Raw genomic sequence first — 21,450 nt, 5'->3', positions numbered from 1 at the left:
TTACTCTTCAACAACAGCGAAAACGAAGGGTCGGCACTCGAATCTGCGATGATTCAGGAGGAGTGACGTGCGGAAAACATGGACTTTACTGGCGAGCGCGTTGAGCGTAACCGCCGCCGCAGCGATGTTCGCCGTCGGCGCGACTCCGCTGTTGGCGCAATCGGCGTCGCCCGCGATCGCTCCGTCGAGCACCATGGCCGCACTCGCCCGACAAGTCGTCATATCCAACCCGGAAATTGCGGCGCAGCGCCATCAGGTGCGGATTGCCGCAGCGCGCTTGCAGGCGGCCGAAGCCGGCTATCTGCCGACGATCGAGGCGAACGGGACGGTCCAGCGGCGCGAGATCGACATCAAGAACGGCAGCACCACCAATGACGCGCGCTACACGGCGGGACAGGCAGGGATCGAAGCGCGACTCCGTTTCTATGACGGCGACCGGACGTATAACGCGGTGCGCATCGCGAAGGCCGAGTTGGAGGCGGCTTCTGCAGGGTTGGATGCAACGACGTCGGATATTCTGCTCGAACTGCTGACCAGCGCCGCCGACGTTCATCTGAACCGAAAGATCCTGCAATATTCCGAAGCGCAGAGCGAGGCGATCGCCGAACAGCTTCGCGCAACGTCGCGCCGGCTTGAATTCGGCGAAGCGACGCGCACCGACGAGGAGCTGGCGCGGGCGCGGCTGGCGACCGCCCAGGCCGGAGTGCTTGCCGCGACAGAACAACTTAGCATCGACGGGCTTCGGTTTCGCAATGTCAGTGGGCAGTCAGGCACAATCGTTCCCTCGCTCCCACCGCTTGCGGCCGTGCCCTCCTCGCTTGCCGCGGCTCAGAAGCTGGCGCTTGACGCGGCGCCCCGACTGCGCGCCGCGCGGCTTAACGCCCAGGCCGGCAAGTCTGGTGTGAAGTTCGCCACCGGCGCCCTCCTGCCTCAGCTCGATGCGGTCAGCGGATATGATTATCTGACCGGCGGCGCGGCCAACACGTTCACTGGCAGGTATCCGGATGACCGTTCGTCGCTTTATTACGGCTTGGAACTGCGCGTCCCGATCTTCCTGCCGCGCGATCATGCAGAAGTCCGCCGTGCGCGCGCTGTCCGCGACCAACGCCTGTCCCAAACCGATATCGCATTGCAGACGGTTGTGGAGGACGTCGCAGGTGCCTGGACCCGGTGGCAGTCGGCAAAGAGCACGATCAACGCCGCTCAAGCGGCGGTAGCGGCGACCCAGGAAGCAGCCGAAGGCATCAAGAAGGAAGCCGTTGGCGGTAACCGGACCCTTACCGATGTCCTGAACGCGCAGAATGAATTGCTGAATGCGCGCGTTACGCTGGAGCGTGCCCTTCGCAACGAATTTGTCGCGCGGGCCAGTCTGCTGGCCGCAACCGGTCAGCTTGACACGAAGGCAATTCTCGACGGGCGATGCTGCGGGACCGACCCCGAGGGCCGCCCGGCAATGTCGCCCCTTGGCCGCACCGCCATGTCCGGCACCGGAAAGGCGCCTGCCGATCCTGGCGGAGCGCCGCGCCCGCAGATATCGTCGCTGGGTCAGATCAAAGACCGCGATGTTGCCGACATGGCGGCGGCGACCGGCAATTCGGCACGTCCGGCAAGTTCGGCGCTGGGCCGCAAACTTAACTAGCCAGCAAGTTTACTTTCCGGGCCTTTCGGTTTGAGTGTGCCCGGAAATCACGAAAAACCGTGGCTTCCGGGCAATTCGTGCGTTCCGGCATCTGATAACCTGCCCCAAAATGAACCATTTCACAAAATTATCGGCCATGTCCCCAAGCAGGAATATCCGGTCCCCCGGACCCGCCATATCCCATTGTCATGGCTCTGAGTTTTCGGGGCCATTGGGGGGATGAGCAAGCCGATTCGGCGATCACGCATCCCTTGCGACCCGTGAAAGAAGAGGATAGCGAAAATGCCTACAGTAGGACCTTCTAGCGCACCGAATAATCCCAAGAACCCGACCTCGCGGGGTCAGGTTCTGGGGACCAATTCGGTCGATTTCATCGATCTGAATGCGATCACCTCGACCGCCGCACTGCCATATAACGCACGCGGTAACGGCGGTGACGACACGGTCTATGGCAATAATTTCGACAACGACCTTTATGGTGATGGCGGAAATGACAATGTCATCGGCCGCAGCGGCAATGACCGCATTGACGGCGGTGTCGGCAACGACACGCTGATCGGCGACCAGGCGTCGTTCGTCGTCCTCGGCCCCGGCAACGTCGTCTATACCGGCGATGACAATGGCGGCGCTGACGGCAACGACACGCTGCTGGGCGGTGCCGGCAACGACACGGCCTGGGGTGGCGGCGGAAACGACTTCATCCGTGGCGACGCCGGCAATGATACGCTCTATGGTCAATCGGGCGACGACCGCATCGAAGGCGGCGCTGGCGATGACGTCGTCGACGGCGGCAGCGGCAACGACAACCTGTACGGCGGCACCGAAACAGACTCCGTGACCGGCGGCGCCGGCGACGATTACATCAACGGCGGCACCAACGCGAACGGGGTTGACTTCCTGAACGGGGGTGACGGCAACGATGTGATCTTTGGCGACGGCGGCCCGAACCGCAATGCCGATGGTGACTATGCGTACAACCAGAGCGGCTACAACCCGGGCTTGGGCCATGCCGACGTCATCCTTGGCGGGAGCGGCGACGACCAGGTCTTCGGCCAAGGCGGCGACGATCTGATCTTCGGCGATAATGGCGATGACCTGTTGTGGGGCGATGATGGCAACGACACCATCCTCGGCGGCAACGGTTTCGACCAAGTCGACGGCGGCGAAGGCAACGACACCCTGTTCGGCGAAGACGGCGACGACGAACTCAACGGCGATGCGGGGAACGATGTCATTCGTGGCGGTGTCGGCTTGGACTTTGTTCAGGGCGGGGCCGACGACGATGACATCGGCGGCGGCGCTGACGACGACACGCTGAACGGCAACGACGGAAACGATCTAGTCCACGGCGACGCGGGCAACGATCTGATCTGGGGCCAAAGCGGCGACGACGCACTGTATGGCGATGATGGCGACGACGTGATCCGCGGTAACGGGGATCCTTTCTTCGATCCGCTCGATCCGTCGAACACCGATGCCGACTTCATCTCGGGCGGCAACGGCAACGACACCATCAACGGTGACGAAGGCGACGACGTTATCGAAGGCAATGACGGTAATGACCTGCTTGCAGGCGATGCCGGCAATGACACGATCGACGGTGGCGACGGCAACGACAGCATCACCGGTAACGACGGCAATGATGTCGTTGCTGGTGGGGAAGGCAACGATGTCATTCAGGGCAACAACGGCGCCGACAATCTGTCGGGCAACAACGGAGATGACCTGATTTTCGGCGGTGCCGGCAACGATACCGTCAACGGCAATGACGGCGATGACCAGCTTGCTGGTGACGCCGGCAACGACACCATGTTCGGTGGTGACGGCGACGACATCATGTATGGTGACACGCTGTACGAAAACCTGGGTCTGCCGGGTGGCGGCAACGACACCATGTCGGGCGGCGACGGCAGTGATTATATGTCGGGCGGTTTCGGCAACGACGTGATGAACGGCGATGAAGGCGACGACACCATCCGGGGCGACACCGGCAATGACACCATCAACGGTGGCACTGGCGATGACAACCTGGAAGGCGAATCGGGTAACGACATCATCACCGGTGGCGAAGGCGACGATCACATGTCTGGCGGCGCGGGCAAGGATTTGTTCCGCTTCGACTCGACCGACTCGTCGCCCGGCTTTGGCAATGACGTCATCGGGGCGCCGTTCAGCCTGGGATCGGGTCGCGACTTCAACCTTGCCAATCGCGACACGCTTGTGTTCGATGTCGATGGCGGATTTGATCCGGCGACCGACATGTTTGTCATCACCGGCGACTGGGACGGCCAAGGTGACGCGCTCGACGTGTTCATCTTTACCGCGGCCGGTTCGGTGTTGCTCGAAGACTTCTGGGAAGGCGCTTCCGCCCCGATCGCAGCGCTCGCGGCAGCGGGTGCGTACGACTCGGTTGCGGCGCTCAACGCATACAGCCAGGGCAACGCCTCCTACGACATGATCACGTTCGTCTGAGGACAAGGCTTCGTACGGGGAGCCACTCCTCGACGGACCTCTGCTAACTGGAGGGCAGGCCGCGGCCTGCCCTCCTTTTTATGTTCTGGCGCCAGGAAATTTTCCCCGGCGCCGCAACCCGATAGCAGCTCTTCGCTGACCAATTTTCACAATGTCCCCATCAGGGAATGGCAGGAAACCGTCCTTTCCGCCAATTTTGACGCAAGGATGACAAGGCAAGAATCATCCGGACGATGCCTGCCTTAGCCAAGCGGGTCAGCAGAGATTGGGTGTAAGCAAAGCAAGAATACTGCCGACGACCCGGGGGCAATATGGCTCCCGACAATTGGCAGATTTTATAGTTCGGCCAGCTCCGCTGGCTAGCCGTGTCCGCCGCCACGCCCCCTGGCGGCGGCCGGCGTCGAAACTCCATCGATTGTCACTTTTGCCCGCGAGCCGCTGTCCGCAACAAGAGCCCGACCATGATGCACGCGTTCCAACTTTCCTTTGCGCTGGCCATGGCTGCGTTGCAGCCCGCGCTGCCGGGTGACGCCCCTGCCCTTGATTTTCCAGTCGAGTGCGTCGTCGGCGAATCCTGCCTGATCCAGAAACTGTTCGACCACGACCCGGGACCGGGTCGCCACGACTATCGCTGCGGGCTGTTGACGACGAACGGTCATGATGGAGTGGATATTCGTTTACGCACCATGGCCGACATGCGCACAGGTTTCGCGGTGATCGCTGCGGCGCCGGGAACGGTGCTGCGGACGCGCGACGGTGAACCCGACCGCAGCGTCGATGATCATGCCGTCCTGGATGGCAAGGATGCGGGCAATGCCGTCGTGATCGACCATGGCGGCGGCTGGCAGACCCAGTATAGCCACCTGCGCCAGGGCAGCATCGGCGTTCGTCCGGGGCAGCGCGTCGGCAGCGGCGAGCGGATCGGGCTGATCGGCCTGTCGGGCAATACCGAGTTTCCGCATCTGCATTTCACCGTCCGCCATCGCGGCGAGGCGGTCGATCCGTTCATCGGCAACGTCGCCCCGTCGCCTTGCAACGACAAAGCGCAAGCGACGGGCCTTTGGACGCCAGCGGCAGCGCGTTTGCTCCGCTACCAGCCCTCGGTGGTGATCACCGGCGGACTTGCCTCCACCGTCCCGCCCAGGGCCGTTGCCGAACGCGATCCGCCGCCGGGGCTGGCCGGGCAGCAGGCGCCGCTGATCCTGTGGGTCGATACGATCGGCGCGCGCGCCGGCGACCGTCAGCACTTTTCGATCACTGGACCCGACGGGCAAGTCGTTCATGAACAGGAATTGCTTGTCGAGGGCGGCGGCCTTAGCTGGTTTGCCTATAGCGGAAAACGTGCCCCGGCGACGGGATGGCCCAAAGGCCGCTATACCGGACGATATCTGCTAAAACGCGGCGGCACGAACGTCGCGGCGATCGAAACGTCAGAAACGATAAAATGAAATCACATCAACCACAATCCAGTATTAACTTTGACTGAATAAAATGCAAACTTGTATGCGATTACATGATTAAAATGTTAATATTTATTAAATAACATATCGTATTTTTGGCACATACCAACGGCACCATATTCAATATGTGACAGTCATGATTGACATATTTACAACAAATACGAATGTTAACGAAAAATTAACTCGTAAGATATTATTATTATACAAAAGTATAGGTGCCCATACCGAAAATTGCCATTGCAGAATCACCCCCTGAGGTTTGTATTTCCGGGGTCAGTGACAAGGCACGGGCACAGGTCGCCAAAGAGAACCCAGCACGATCACAAGAGCTTGCATTGCTGCTCTGCGCGACCTCCGGCGCGTAGGAAACGCAGTGCCGTTCGCCCGTGGCCGCAGCGGTCCCGTACAGGTCGCTGCGACATGATCCGCGAACATCGAAGTGCAGGGGGCATTAGACGATGGAGTTAAAGCGGAATGACCAGGTCGGCGAAATCGCGACCATAGCTCGCGCCATTCCGCCCGGTGCGACCCCCGTCCTGCCTGTCGATGGCGTCATCCAGCTGCCACCCGGAACGCGGCTCGACGCGATCAAGCTGTCCGGCAATGACTTGCTCGTCACCCTGCCCGATGGGCAGGTGCTGGTGATCGTCGACGGCGCGCTGCGCATCCCGCAGATCAGGGTCGGCCCGATCAATATTCCCGCGCCCACCATCGCGGCGCTGATCGCCGATCAGGAACCTGAACCCGCCGCTGGACGCCCGCAAAGTTCGGGCGGCAATTTCGCCCAGACGCCGGGCGACATTGGCGACCCGTTTGCGCTGGGCGACCTGCTGCCACCGACCGAATTCGGTTTGCCGAAGATTCTCGACATTGAGATCATTCCCGATGCGGTCGACAACAAACCCAGTGTCCTGATTACCACGCCGGACCAAACGGTTGGCGTTACCGCGGCAACCGCGGTGGTGTCGGAAGCGGCGCTGGCCGCGCGCGGCGCCAAGCCCGCGGGGAGCGACCCCGATTCGCCCCGTGAATCGACCAGCGGCACGATCCAGATTACCGCGCTCGACCAGCCCGTCGTCGTTGCCGTCAACGGCACGCCGGTCACTGCCGTCGGGCAGGTCATTACGACCCCGTTTGGGCAGGTGACGATCACCAGCATCACCCCGGGACTGATCGGTTACAGCTATACTTTGACCGACAACAGCACCAACCCCGACGCCACCGACAAGGTGACAGTCACCGTCACCGATCGGGACGGCGACGTCGGGACCGCGACGCTGACGCTGACGATCGAGGACGATGCGCCGACGGCGCGCGCCGACATCGACGACACCCTTCCCGGCAGCAACGCACCGCAGGGCGGCAACGTCATCACCGGTTCGGGGACCGCCACGGGCGCGGATGGCGCCGATACGCCGGGCGCCGACGGGGCGCTGGTTACCGGCGTGCGCGGCGCATCCGCCACCGATTTCAGTCCGACCGGAACCCCCGTGCAAGGCCAATATGGGCGTCTGGTCATCGCGCCGGACGGCACCTATGCCTATGTCCGTTCGGCGGGAACGCCGGGCGGCGTGGTGGATGTGTTCACCTATCGGCTGACCGATGGCGACGGCGATGTGTCGACCGCGACGCTGACCATCCGGATCGGCGACAGCACCCCCGGTCTGATCCTGCCCGGCGCGGGCGATGACGGCAGCTTCGTCGCCGAAGCCGGACTGCCCGGGCGCAACGGTGAAAGCCCAGGTTCGCGCGAAGGCGACGGTTCCGACTTTACCTCCGGCGTGATCCAGTTCGCTGCGGGGGACGGCCCCGCCGCGCTGACGATCAATGGCGTCGCGGTGACCGAAGAAGGCCAGGCGATCGAGCTCGCGACCGGCATCTTTTACATCATTGCGATCAATCCCGATTCGATCGAATATTTCTTTCAGCTGACCGACAACACGCTGGGCGACGATGTGTCGCAAACGATCACGGTCGGCATCACCGACCTCGACGGCGATAGCGTATCCGCAAGTTTCGAGATCGACATCATTGACGATGTTCCCGAAGCCGTCGCCGATTTCGACAGCATCGCCGCGGGCACCTTTGGCCCCGCCACCGGCAATGTCATCACCGACGCCGAAAATGACGGCGGACGCGATTTTCCCGGTGCCGACGGCGCAACCGTGTCGTCGGTTTCGGGCAACGGCGAACCCGTCGCAGCGGGAACTCCCGTCGCCGGCCTGTACGGTGTCCTGACGCTGAACAGCGATGGCAGCTACAGCTATGTCCGCAATCCCGGCACCCCGGGCGGCGTTTTCGATACCTTTACCTATCAACTGACCGACGGCGACGGCGATACGTCCACCGCGACGCTGCGGATCGCCATCGGCGATGGCGGCGTCACCCTGTCGCTTCCGACTGGGAATGACGACGGCCAGCAGGTGTCCGAAGCGGGCCTGCCGACCGGATCGGCACCGGACAGCGGTGCCGACACCACCGCAGGTTCGATCACCTTCGCCGCGACCGACGGCGTCGGCACAGTCCGGATCAATGGCGAGACGATTACCGCCGTCGGCCAGACGATCGCGGGCGAATTCGGCACACTCACCATTACCGGCATCACGGCGACGTCCGTCGAATATAGCTACACATTGACCGAGGCGACCAGCGGCGACAATGTCGTGGAGAACTTCGGCGTCGTGGTCACCGACCTTGACGGCGACGCTGCGAGCGGCACGCTGAGCATCGTGGTCGAGGATGACGTCCCGACCGCGTTCGACGATCTGGACTCGCTGCAATCGGGAATCGCCAACACCGCGGACGGGAATGTCCTGACGGGCATTGGCGGTGTCGATGCCAACGACAGCGACGGTGAAGCCGATGTCAAGGGCGCCGACGGCGCCAGCGTCACCGCCATCTCTTTCGGCGGCGAAAGCGGCGACATCAACGGGGTTACTTCTGGCGCCTATGGCACGCTGCAGATCGCGGCAGACGGCAGCTATCTCTATACGCTCGACCCGGAGAACCCGGACGTGGCCGGGCTCGATGGTGACGACGAGCTGACCGAAACGTTCGAATATGTGATCACCGACGCCGACGGCGACGAAGCGACCGCGACGCTGACCGTGATCATCCGCGGCCGCGACGACATCGTGACGATCAACGGATTGAACCCCGATGGCGCCGAAGCCACGGTGTCGGAAGCGAATCTGGCCGACGGGTCGGCGCCCGACAGCGACGCGCTGCTCCAGATCGGCAGCTTTACATTCAGCGCCGCCGACGGCATCGCTTCGATCACACTGGCGGGCGAAACGATCGTTGCAGGGCTGGTGATCGCGACTGACCTTGGCATCCTGACCGTCACTGATTTCGAACCGGTATTCGATGCGGCGGGTGACGTCGTCGGCGGGACGATCAGCTACAGCTACGAACTCATCGACAATAGCCTGTTGCACAGCGGCCCAGCCGACGCCGCGCTGACAGAAAGCTTCGCAATCGAGATCACCGACAGCGATGGCACCGTCGCGGCGGCAACGCTCGACGTCCTGATCCAGGACGACAATCCGGCAGCCGAAGCTGACGAGGGGGACGTCGGCGAAGGCCAGACCCTGGAAGTCGATGCGGCAAGCGGGCTGCTTGCCAACGACATTGCGGGCGCCGATGGCGGCGAAATCCTGGGCGTGCGTGCGGCGGGCGACAATAGCGCGGCACCGGCGATCGGCGGCGTCGGCGCGGTCATCGTCGGCCTGTACGGCCAGCTGACCGTCGCCGCCGACGGCAGCTATATCTACGTCGCCAACGCGAACATCGTTCCGCCCGACGGCGCCGAGGATGTCTTTGTCTACACGCTGGCGGATGGCGACGGTGACCGGTCGACAACCACGCTGACCATTCGCCTGAGCGACGCCGGACTGTCGGCCGAGGCAGTGCAGCTGCAGGTCAACGAAGCTGCGCTTGCCACGGGCAGCAATCCGGACAGCGATGCGGAAACGGTGTCGGGCGATCTCAACGACAATGTCGCGGGGGGCACAGGCCCGCTGCAATTCAGCCTGGTCGGCAACGGCATCGGCACGCATGGCACCTTCACGCTCAATCCCGATGGCACCTATTCCTATACGCTGACCAGCACGGTGGACGGGGTGACTGCGAACAATGGCACCAACCTTGTCGCCGCAGTCGAAACCTTCACCTACAATGTCACCGACGCATTCGGGAACGTGACCCAGAATATCATCGTCATCGATGTGATCGACGATGTCCCGGTCGCACGGTCCGCCCCGTCGATTACCGTCGCCGAAGACGCGCCCGCAATCACGGGCAATCTGCTGACGAACGACACGCAGGGCGCCGACGGAGCGACGGTGACCTCGGTAGCCATCGGCAGCGCCGTGGTGCCAATCGCCGCAACCGGCATCACAAGTTTCAGCAACGCCAACGGCACCTACACATTCCAGGCCAACGGCGCCTGGAGCTTTGATCCGGTGCCGCAGGTCAGCGTGTTTCCGATCCACGCCGATTTCACTTACACGATCACCGACGGCGACGGCGACCAGTCGTCGGCGGTGCAACAAATCCGTCTTGCCGACGGCAGCCTGCCGACGGCAAGCGGCCCGATCCAGTTGACCGTCGACGACCAGCATCTCGAAAGCGGTTCGACGCCGTCGCCAATGCAGCCGGTCACGTCGAGCGGTAACATCGTGTTCACACCGGGATCCGATGTCATCGCATCGATCGGCTTTGGCGACATTTCGACACTCGACGGCGGGCTCAACTGGACGCTGGAATCGGACAACCAGATCATCGGCCGGGACGCCGACGAAAATCCGGTGGTCGTGATCGATCTCAGCCTGTCGGGCAACGTCGCGACGGTAACCGTCACGCTGCAACATAACTATGATCTGCATCCCGATACGACGATCGATGATCTGGTCGATCTGGGTTCGATCGAGGTGGTGGCGACCGATGCCGACGGCGATCAGGTCGCGGGCACGGTCAATATTTCGGTGTCGGACGACGTGCCGTCGATTACGGCCTTGTCGCCGACCGCGGGACTGCTGACGGTCGACGAAACGAATCTGACGCTGAATGCGACCGCCAATTTCGCCAGCCTGTTCAACATCGTAACCGGCGCCGATCAGGAAGGCAGCAGCGTCAGCTATGCCTTCGAGGTGACAACGGCCACCGGGCTGGTCGACGTCGCCACCGGGTCGAAGATCATCCTGCAGGCGATCGGCAATGTCGTCGAGGGACGGTTGCAGGATTCGCCGTCGACGGTTGCTTTCCGGCTGACCATCGCCTCCAACGGACAGGCCACGCTCGACCAGATCCGCGCCATCCGTCACCCCGATGCCACCAACCCCGACGATCCGGCGACCTTGTCGCCGACGATCATTCGGCTGACTGCGACGGTGACCGACGGCGATGGCGACCAGGCGTCGGCGCTGGTCGCGATCGGCAGCACGCTGGTGTTCCGCGATGACGGCCCGTCGATCGACGCGACCAACGCCGACACCAACAGCATCATCCTGACGACGCAGGACGCCGATACGCGCGGCAGCGCGTTCGACGTCGCAACCGCCAATTTTTCGGCGGCCTTTACGACTTCACTGGTCAATTTCGGTGCCGATGGTCCCGCGGATGCGGGCGCGGTCACCTGGACCTATTCCCTTGCGCTGGGCTCGGCGGCCGCGACCTCCGCTCTGACCAGCAACGGCGTGCCGGTCACGCTGGCCCTTGTCTCCGGCGAGATCGTCGGCAGCGCGGCCGGCACGCCCATTTTCTCCATCGCCGTAAATGCCGCCACCGGCGTCGTCACGCTGACCCAATTTGCCGAGATCGACCATCCGTTGCCGGGATCGTCCAGCAACTATGCCGCCCAGCTCGTCGAGCTGGCGGCCAATCTGGTCGAACTGCGCGGTACCGCGACGATCGTCGATCGTGACGGCGACAGCATTTCGGATACCGTCGCAGTCGATCTGGGCGGGAACATCCGCTTTGCCGACGACGGCCCCTCGATCACCGCCGGTGGCGCGGCGGCGACGCTGACTGTCGATGAAAGCAATTTTTCAGCCGATGCGACGGTCGATCTGTCGGGGCTGTTTAGCGGGACGACCGATTTCGGCGCCGACGGCCCCGGCTTTGTCACCTATGAACTGGGCGTCACCGCCGGGGCGAGCGGCCTGATCGACTCACTCACCGGCGAACCGGTTATCTTGTCGATCGAGGGCGGCGTGATCTTTGGCCGCACATCGACGCACGAAGTGTTCCGCATTTCGGTGGCGCCGGGCGGCCTGGTCACATTCGACCAGTCGCGCGCGATCGTGCACGCACCCGACAGCGGCCCCGATCAAACGAAATTTCTGTCGGGCAGCAATCTGATCACGCTGACTGCCATCGCAACCGACGGCGACGGCGACACCGCGCGCGCGACGGCCGACATTACCGGGCAGTTCGCGATCCGCGACGATGCGCCGCAGGCGGTGCACGACGAGGACAATGTGTCGCGCGACGGCGAGATTTTTGCCGACGGCAATGTGCTGACCGGCATCGGCGGCAGCGATGTCAACGGTATGGACGGTTCGCCCGACAATGCGGGTGCCGATGGCGGACTGACCGTGATCGGCGTCGCGTTCGGGTCGACGACCGGAACAATCGGCGCTGCGCTTGCGGGGGACTATGGTTCGATCGTGATCGCCGCCGACGGCAGCTATCGCTACGATCTCGACCCCAATGACCCGGCGGTCATTGCATTGAACTCCAACGAGACGCTGACCGACACGTTCCAATATACGGTGCGCGATGCAGACGGCGATACGTCGATAGCGACGATCACCATTTCGATCACCGGAGCCAATGATTTCCCGATCGCGCGTGCCGATACCAATTGGGTGCTCGACGGCGTCAGCGGTTCGGACCCGAGCGCGTCGGGCAATGTCCTGCAGGACATCGCGCATCCCGGCGCGCCGTTTGGCACCTTTGCCGACGTAGCCGACAACGACCCCGATCTGGAGGCGATCACCGTCACCTCGGCGGGCACCTATGTCGGCCTTTACGGCACGCTCGTGATCAACGCCAATGGCAGCTACACCTATACGCTCGACGAGGACAAACCGGTCGTCAACGCGCTCGACAGTGGCCAGACGCTGACAGAAAGTTTTGCCTATACGATCAGCGACGGATCGCTGTCGGTCGGATCGACGCTGACGATCACGGTGTTCGGGACCAACGACGCACCGACGATCGGTACCGCGATCGCCCGTGTGTCCGAAGAAGGCCTGCCGAACGGACTGCCCGATACGGCGCCGAACGCCACGCTCGATACGACAAACAGCACGACCTTCAGCGGCACGCTGGCAATCGGCGACGCCGACGCGGGCGAGACGCTGACCGCAACGCTGGGCAACCCCGGCGCGGTGCTGACCGCAGGAGGGATCCCTGTCACCTGGGCCGGGGTCGGCACCGGCACGCTGATCGGTTCGGTCGGCGGATCGGAAGTCATCCGCGTCACGCTCGCATCGAACGGAGCTTACACCGTCACGCTGTCGCGCGCCGTCGATCACCCGACTGTCGCGCTGGAAGACCTCAAGGATTTCTTCGTCCCCGTATCGGTATCTGACGGCACGACAACGACCACCAACGCATCGGCGATCCAGATCGTGATCGAGGATGATGCGCCATCCGCCACCGGCGAAACCGGATCGTCGTCGCAGCCGATGCAGGACGTGAACACCCTGTTCATCCTCGATTTCAGCGACAGCATCGACGATGGCGAACTGAACATCATGCTGGAGGCCGTTCAGGGCGCTCTTGTGCAGCTGGATAGCGCGGCGTCGGGCGCGCTCACCATCAAATTCGTGATCTTCTCGTCAGGCTCGTTCGCCTCGGAAGCATTCTCCACGGCGGCCGAAGCGAACGCCTACCTCGACTCGCTCAATCCCGCCGCAGGCGGCGTGCGCCCGTCACAGGACGACATCGGGTTCAACACCAACTACACCGGCGCGATCCAGACCGCGCTGGCCAATTTCAGCGCGATCCCCGGCGCAAGCAACCAGGTGTTTTTCCTGAGCGACGGGAACCCGAACCAGCAGACGCAATTCGGCGGTATCCCGCCGATGGTCACCAATTCGCTGACCGCCGCGACGGCGACGGCGTGGAACAATTTTATCGACAACAACAATGTCAACGTCACCGCGATCGGCATCGACAACAATCCGTTGCAACCGCTCAACATCCAGCGCCTGCGTGACGTCGACCTGAACGCAGCGCCAAACAACGAACCGATCCTTGTCGATGATTTCGACGATCTGGTGGCGACATTGTTGTCGGTGATCGTCCCGTCGGCGGTGTCGGGCGATCTCGACGCGAATGATTTCTTTGGTGCCGATGGCGGACGCCTGTTGTCGATCACCATCGGTTCGACCACCTATAGCTGGGATGGCGCGTCAAGCATCGCAGTATCGAGCGGTGGCAGCATTGCCGGAACGACGCTGAATGCGATCGCCACGCCGATGGGCGGAACGCTCACGCTGAACTTTGCGACGGGCCAATATAATTACCAGCCGCCGAGCCCGATCACGGTCACCGCGACCGAGGTGTTCAACTATGTCATCACGGACCGCGATGGCGACACCGCGACCGCGAGCCTGTCGGTGACCATCACCGCGCTCGCGCCACCGATCGCAGTCGATCTGGACGGCGATGGGGTCGAGTTTGTTTCGAACGCCGCTGGGGTAAGCTTTGATTATAACGGCGACGGCATTGCCGAAACCACCGCCTGGGTCGGTGCCGACGATGGCCTGTTGGCGATCGACAAAAATGGCGATGGCAAGGTGAACAACGGCGCCGAGTTGGTGTTCGGCGGCGCCGGCCTATCCGATCTGCAAGGGCTCGCGGCCACCTATGACAGCAATGGCGATGGCAAACTCGACGCCGCCGATACCGATTTCGCGAAATTCGGGATCTGGCAGGACGCCAACAGCAACGGTGTCGCCGACGCGGGGGAGTTCCGCTCGCTGATTAGCGAAGGCATCATCAGCGTTTCGCTGATTTCCGACGGGCAGGCCTATACCGCGGCCAACGGACAGGTGCAGGTGAAGGGTGAGGCGCTCTACGTCCGCGCCGATGGCAGCACGGGCAAGCTCGCCGACGCGGCTTTCGCCACCAATTTTGCCGACCAGCAACGGATTGCCGCGACCAATGGCACGGCAGGCGTTGCGACCGCGATGCTGGCGGCGGGGCTTGCCGCAGCGACACCGCTGGCTGCCCGCCTCCCCGCGACGCGCGACGGCGACACCGCCATTGCGAACCAGCAGGTCGAGGTATCGAGCGAAGCAGCCCCGCAATCGGAACCCTTGCCCGCTGCCAAGGCCGACGTGTCGGTCCACGAATATTTCTCCGGCCCGGCGACCGCTCGCATCGAGCCCGAAAACACCCAGCGGCAGACGGACGGCGATAATCGCCGCGAAGCACAGAGCGACCCGACCGATAGCGCGGCAGTGGACCCGACATATTCGGATCTGCTCGCCGGGACCGAGGTCGACCTGCCGCCTGAGCCAGCAACGGCAGCCGCCGTGAGCGATCAGATGCAGATGGCGCTACCGCCGCAGGCAGTCGCCGACACGGCCGCCGCGCCGCTCGACACTATCGTCGCCGCCGCGCTGGAGGGACCGCAAGTCGAACTCGACGCGCTGCTCGGTCCGGCGACGCCAGCCGAACCGGTGCTGGCCCGCATCATGCTGGGCGACGGCGGAACGATCAGCGGGATCGGCGACGGCGTATCGGGCCATTCATTCATCGCCGATCTCGCGCAGCAGCATGTCGTGGTGCAGCTCGAACAAATGGCGTCGGCCGGACACGCCTGAACCACGGGCGGAAAGGCAGAACATTACGAAACACCGGCGCAGGTGAAGGGTCACGCAGAAGGATCTTCGACTTCGACCGGACAAATGCAGGGGACTGACAATGCCGAAACTTCGTACCGCAGCCTTGTTGCTCACCGCCGCCGTGCTAGTCGCGACGCACGATGCCGGCCGGACCCAGCGGATCGAACTGAAAACCGCCGTGGAAACCGCGATCCAGACCAACCCCGAAATCAATCAGGCGGTCGAGAACAAGACCGCGATCGAGTTTGAACGCGAACAGGCCCAGCGACTGTTCGCCCCGCGTATCTCGGTTGAAGGGTCGGTCGGCATTCGCCGCCTCGAAAACAGCACCCGCCGCGCGCTCGGCATCGCCGACAACGAGCTATACCCGATGGAGGCCTCGCTGAACGTCGAACAAACGCTGTTCGACGGCGGCGTTCGGCGCAACGAGGTCCGGCGTCAGGCGGCGCGTACGGACGGCGCCGCCTTCCGTGTCGAGGAGCGCTCGCAGTTCATCGCACTCCAGGTCACGCGCCAGTATCTCGACTATCTGTTGCAGCAGCGGATCGTCGCGGCATCCGAGGACAATATCGATTTCCACAGCAAGCTGGTCGCAGACCTGCGCGAAGGGGTCGCCAAGGGATCGCTGAGCATCGCCGACCAGCAGCAAGCCGAGGAACGCCAGCAGGCAGCCCGGGCGCGGGTAACCGAAGCCAATCTCGACCTCGTCAACACCTTGGCCTCGTTCCGCACCCTGACCGGGCTTGACCTCGTCGATGGCGCCGTATTGCCGCCGTCCCTTGCCGGCAGCATACCGGCGACGCTCGAGGATGCGCTGGCCCGCGCCCGCGAGCGCAACCCGCGCGTGCTCGAAGCGCGAGCCGACCTTGATGCGGCTCATTCGCTGGTGCGCAAGGCCAAAGCCGAAATGTCGCCGACGCTGGCGATCGAAGGCAACGCGCGAATTGGCGACGACATCGACGGATTTCGCGGCGAGACCAATGATCTGCGCGCCGGACTGGTGCTGCGGTGGGACGTGTTTAACGGCGGCCTAAAACGGTCGAAGGTGCAGGAGATGCATCGGCGCGAAAAGGAAGCACGTCATCGGATGGATCAAATGATCCGTGAAGCCGAAGAGGATGTGCGCGTCGCGTGGAACACTTGGGACGCGCAAGGCAAGCTGGTAAAGGAGCTGGAAGAGCAAAGCCGGGTTTCGGACGAATTGCTGCGCTCATACCGCGCCCAGTTCAATGTTGGGCGCCGCTCGCTGCTCGACGTGCTTGACGCACAAAACACGCGCTACAACGTCCAGGTTCGCACCGAAACCGCGAAATTCGCGCAATTCTATGCGGAATTCAAACTGCTCGCGGCGCTCAACGACCTGCTCGCGGCGATGGATGTCCAGCCACCTGCCGCGGCCGCGGCGACCGCGCGCGAACGCTTCAAGGTCAGGCCGACCCCGGAAATGAACCCCGAAGCAATGCGGGATCCCACATGAACTATCCGGCCGACGCCCGCGGGGCGCGGCGGTCGCGCCGGCCCTCGCCCGCCACGGGTTTTGAAGCATGGCGCAGCACCCCGGCGCAGGGGGACGAATTGCTCGATGCCGTGGCGGCGATCGCCACGCTGTTCGAACGTCCCTTCTCTGACCTTCGCGTCAAAAAGGGGCTCGCGCTCGACGAAGATGGCCTGGTGCCGCTGGACCAGCTCGACCACGCGCTCGACGCCATAGGGCTGCGATGCCATCTCGTGCGGCGACCGCTGTCGGCGTGGAATGAACACGACGTTCCCGCCATCCTGCTGCTCGCCGACGAACGACCCATCGTGCTGACCGCGATGGACAATGACAGCTGCTGGGTCCGCTTGCCGCGTGCGCGCAGCGACCTGCAAATCGACCGCCGCCTGCTCGACGCCGCCTATTCGGGACAGGGCGTCATCGTCCGCCTTGACCCCGCCAGCGAAACGGCCCGCGAACGCCCGTGGGATCAGGCGACAAAACAGCATTGGTTCTGGAGCGAGGTATGGAAGGAGCGCAGCCAATATGGCTATGTGATGTTCGCATCGCTGCTGATCAATCTGCTCGCCTTTGCAATGCCGTTGTTCACGATGAATGTGTACGACCGCATTATTCCCAACAAGGCGGCGGCCAGCCTGTGGATGCTGGCGCTGGGTGCGCTGTTCGCGATCGCGGTCGAATATGGGCTGCGGCTGGCACGGACCGGGTTGATCGACGAGGTCGGACGCGGGATCGACGCGCGCCTGTCGCAGCGCTTGCTCGACAAGGTGCTGAACCTGCCGCTGGCGACCCAGCGCGGCAGCACCGGCGCCCTAGCCCGGCGCGTGACCGACTACGAACAGGTTCGCGATTTCTTTGCCTCGACCACCGTGGTGCTGATCACCGACATCCTGTTCTTGGCGGTGTTCGTAGCGCTGATCGCGGTGCTCGGCGGCTGGCTTGCGGTCATTCCGATCGTCGCGATGGCCGTCATGCTGGCGATAGGCTGGGCGTTGCAGCGACGCATGAGCGCCGCCGTTGCCGACGCGCAGGTCGACGCCAGCATGTTGCAGACGACGCTGGTCGAAACGATCGGCAGCCTGGAAACCGTCAAGGCCTGCCGCGCCGAAGGCCGGATGCTCGGCAAATGGCGACGGCTGTCGGCATCCAATGCCTATACGCAGGAGGAAATGCGCAAGCTGACCGCGACCGCTGTCAACCTGGCGACGCTGTGCCAGCAGGCGACCGGTATCGCGCTGATCATCGGCGGTTTCTACCTTTTCAATGCCGGCAGCATTTCAATGGGGGCGATCATCGCGATCGTCATGCTTGCGAGCCGCTCGCTCGCCCCGGTCGGCCAGCTCGCCTTTTTGATGACGCGCGGACGACAGGCGTTCGTCACGCTGAGCAGCCTGCAACAGCTGATGGATCAGGATGACGAGCGCGACAAGGGCAGCCGGTCGATCACCCCCGAAGTCCGCAACGGGCGGCTACAGCTCGACCATGTCAGCTTTCGTTATCCCGATACCGAACGGGAATCGCTCGCCGATATCAGCTTGGTCATCGAACCCGGCGAACGCGTCGGCCTGATCGGTCGTGTCGCGTCAGGTAAATCGACGCTCGGTCGCCTGCTGTGCGGCCTTTATGATCCCACCAGCGGCAGCTACCGGATCGACGGCCTGGAGAGCCGCCAATATGATCCGCACGACCTGCGCTCGACGCTGCGCTTTGTCGGGCAGGATGCCGAACTGTTCAGCGGGACGGTGCGCGAAAATCTGATGATCGGTGCCAGCGACGCCGACGACGCGACCATCATCGACGCGGTTCACCGGTCGGGTGCCGACGAATTCCTGGGCCGCGACACGGCGGGGTTCGATTTTCATATCGGCGAACGCGGAGCGCGCCTGTCGGGCGGGCAGCGCAGCTTTCTGGTGCTCGCCCGCGCGTTGATGAGCCCGGCGCATCTGCTGTTCCTCGACGAACCGACCGGTGCGATGGACAGCCAGACCGAAAAGCATTTCGTCGATCGGCTGCAGGCTGCGATCCCGTCGACGCAGACGCTGGTGATCGCGACGCACCGGATGACAGTGCTCGGCCTGGTCGACCGGCTGATCGTCATGGATAACGGGCGGATCGTTGCCGACGGGCCGCGCGACGAAATCCTTGCCCAGCGAGCCGCATCATGACCGCCGCAACCGCGAGGCGATATGGCACGGTCGCTCAGGACGACAACCGCCGCACTATCATGTGGCTGGTCATCATGGCAGTGGTCGTGACGCTGCTGACGTCACGGACGATGTGGGCGCATGTGGCCGACTTTCTGGACGGCGACGCGCCAATTGCCACCTACGGCAGCGGCGACGACGCACCGATGATCACCGATCCCGAAATGGTGCGGCTTATCAAGCTGACCGAAGATCCTGCGGCGATGCCGGTCCAGGCACCCGAAACGGCGATGACGCGCAATCAGGCAATCCCCTTCTCCACCGGCCCGGTGGTTTCGGCGCGGCCATTCCACCCGGTGGCGGTCGATCAAAGGGCGGCGCTGACGGCGCTGCGCTGCCTGACACAGGCGGTCTATTTCGAGGCGGCTTACGAACCGATTGCCGGGCGGCGCGCGGTGGCGCAGGTCGTCATCAACCGCACCCTGCACCCTGCTTTTCCCAAATCAATCTGCGGCGTCGTCTATCAGGGCGTCAATCGCCCGGTTTGCCAGTTCAGCTTCACCTGCGACGGGTCGCTCAATCGGCGCCCCAACCCGGCAAAATGGCGAGAGGCCGAAGAGATCGCGCGCGCCGCGCTCGCGGGCTATGTCGAACCGTCGGTTGGTCATGCGACCCACTATCACGCCAATTATGTGTCGCCCTATTGGGCGCCGAAGCTGGTCAAGATCGCACAACTGGGCGCACATATCTTTTATCGCTGGCCCGGCAAATGGGGCATGCCGGGTGCATTTTCGGGTCGCTACAGCGGGGTCGAGGCGATCCCGACGATCCTGGCGCGCAGCGCGGTGATGCGGCAGCACGAGGGGAACGACCGGCAAGGCCTGATCCAGGCGTCGTCAGCCAATCCGCTCGAAGCCGTGCAGGATCGCCGCGCCGACAACGACATCGGCGGCCGGCTCGACCCGTCGCTGGGCTGGGAACTGGCGATCCCCGAACCCGAAGAAACCAGCCGCGCCTCGCGCATGATGGCGCGCCAGCAAGGCGGTGAATTTGACGTCGCCATAAAGGAGAGCGGAGAATGATCAGATCGCGGCCCTATGTCGGCACGCGCCGGATCATCCTGGCGTCCGGGGTGGGAATGTTCGTTTTCGTAAGCTGGGCCAGCTTTGCGCAGGTCGATGAAGTCACCCGCGGTCAGGGGCGCGTTATCCCGTCCAGCAAGGCGCAGATTGTCCAGTCGGCCGAACCCGCAACGATTTTGGACATCGTCGTGCGATCGGGCCAGGCGGTTCGCAAGGGCCAATTGCTGGTTCGTCTTGATGATACCGAATCCTCATCACAGCTCGGCCAGCTCGAAGCCGAGAACCGCTCGCTGGCGGCGCGCGCCGCGCGGCTGGCGCGCGAGGGCAATGGCGGGGTAGTGGCAGAATGCGCCCCGGACGCGAACGGCATAAGGCCGGCCGAATGCAGCCAGGAAGCCGTTCTGCAATCAGTGCGCGCCGCAACCCAGCGCAGCCGCCGGATGGCGTTGAACGCCGCAGTCGAGCAGCGTCGCCGCGACTATGGCGAAGCACAGGCGACGGTTGCCTCGCTGCGGTCCAGCCTGTCGCTGGCGCAGAACCAGGTCGACCTGCTCGCGCCGCTCGCCGCCAAATCCATCGTTCCGCAAACCGAATTGCTCAACGCCCAGCGCGAGGTGGCCGAAGTGCGCGGCAAGCTCGCCGCCGCCGAACAGGCCGCATCGCGCGCCGCCGCGGCGATCAGCGAAGCGCAGGCGCAGCTTTCCGCCGCCGGATTGGAGTTTCGCCAGGAAGCGCTTGACGAACGTAACCAGATCGTCGCCAAGATGGCGGTCAATTCGGAATCGCTGCGCGGCGCCGCGGGACGCCAGCAGCGCAGCGAGATCCGTTCGCCTGCCAACGGCATCGTCAACGACGTCCAGGTGACCACGGTGGGCGGTTTCGTGCAGGCGGGGCAAAAGATCATGCAGATCGTCCCGGTCGGCGATAAGTTGCTGGTCGAGGCGCGAGTGGCACCGCGTGATATTGCCTTCATCAAGGTCAACGACCGCGCCAATGTCAAAGTCACGGCCTATGATTTTGCAGTCTATGGTGGCCTGTCGGGGCGTGTGGTGCAGATTTCGCCCGACAGCCTGTACGACGAAACCACCAAGGAGGCCTATTTCACCGTCGTCGTCGAAACTGACGTTGCCTATCTGAAAAACGGCCGCCGCCGGTTGCCGATCACGCCGGGGATGGTCTGCGACGTCGAGGTGTTGACAGGCAAGAAAAGCGTCCTGAGCTACTTGTTCAAACCCTTCCTGCGCGCGCGCTCGGAAGCGTTTACCGAACGCTGAGAGTGATGAAGGCCGTTGTGG

Annotated in this window: 9 protein-coding genes; 8 read left to right on the top strand and 1 reads right to left on the bottom strand. The window is 63.5% G+C overall.

The window, feature by feature from the left end; all coding sequences use genetic code 11:
* Positions 1-195 (bottom strand): hypothetical protein, encoded by a 195-nt coding sequence (locus tag HUW43_RS15670; RefSeq protein WP_223181366.1) that lies wholly within the window; start codon positions 193-195, stop codon positions 1-3.
* Between HUW43_RS15670 and HUW43_RS07010 the strand changes: the two genes are divergently transcribed.
* The 8 genes from HUW43_RS07010 (at position 125) to HUW43_RS06975 (ending at position 21,429) form a co-directional block, all read left to right on the top strand.
* Positions 125-1,639 carry a TolC family protein gene (locus HUW43_RS07010; protein ID WP_317450839.1) on the top strand — a complete coding sequence of 505 codons (1,515 nt, stop codon included), beginning with the start codon at positions 125-127 and terminating at the stop codon, positions 1,637-1,639. The genes HUW43_RS15670 and HUW43_RS07010 overlap by 71 nt on opposite strands.
* Before the next feature lie 282 nt (positions 1,640-1,921).
* Positions 1,922-4,111, top strand: coding sequence for a calcium-binding protein (locus tag HUW43_RS07005; protein ID WP_188236711.1), 2,190 nt, complete (start codon positions 1,922-1,924; stop codon positions 4,109-4,111).
* Positions 4,112-4,572: 461 nt separating this feature from the next.
* Positions 4,573-5,559, top strand: coding sequence for a M23 family metallopeptidase (locus tag HUW43_RS07000; RefSeq protein WP_188236710.1), 987 nt, complete (start codon positions 4,573-4,575; stop codon positions 5,557-5,559).
* Between the two features lie 470 nt (positions 5,560-6,029).
* Complete coding sequence (locus HUW43_RS06995) at positions 6,030-15,413, top strand: DUF5801 repeats-in-toxin domain-containing protein (protein WP_188236709.1); 9,384 nt, start codon at positions 6,030-6,032, stop codon at positions 15,411-15,413.
* Positions 15,414-15,513: 100 nt separating this feature from the next.
* A complete protein-coding gene (locus tag HUW43_RS06990) occupies positions 15,514-16,911 on the top strand; it encodes a TolC family outer membrane protein (RefSeq protein ID WP_188236708.1) in 1,398 nt (465 codons plus the stop codon).
* On the top strand, positions 16,908-19,094 hold the full coding sequence (locus HUW43_RS06985) for a type I secretion system permease/ATPase (protein WP_188236707.1): 2,187 nt from the start codon (positions 16,908-16,910) through the stop codon (positions 19,092-19,094). Before HUW43_RS06990 ends, HUW43_RS06985 begins: the two co-directional genes overlap by 4 nt.
* Positions 19,091-20,155 (top strand): cell wall hydrolase, encoded by a 1,065-nt coding sequence (locus HUW43_RS06980; protein ID WP_188236706.1) that lies wholly within the window; start codon positions 19,091-19,093, stop codon positions 20,153-20,155. Before HUW43_RS06985 ends, HUW43_RS06980 begins: the two co-directional genes overlap by 4 nt.
* Complete coding sequence (locus HUW43_RS06975; protein ID WP_188236705.1) at positions 20,152-21,429, top strand: HlyD family type I secretion periplasmic adaptor subunit; 1,278 nt, start codon at positions 20,152-20,154, stop codon at positions 21,427-21,429. Before HUW43_RS06980 ends, HUW43_RS06975 begins: the two co-directional genes overlap by 4 nt.
* The last annotated feature ends 21 nt before the right edge of the window (positions 21,430-21,450 follow it).

The organism is Sphingopyxis sp. LK2115, from assembly GCF_014595975.1.
In the GTDB taxonomy this organism is placed as follows: domain Bacteria; phylum Pseudomonadota; class Alphaproteobacteria; order Sphingomonadales; family Sphingomonadaceae; genus Sphingopyxis.
Note: the sequence above shows the minus strand (reverse complement) of the source record. Positions and strands in the feature narration are given on the sequence as shown.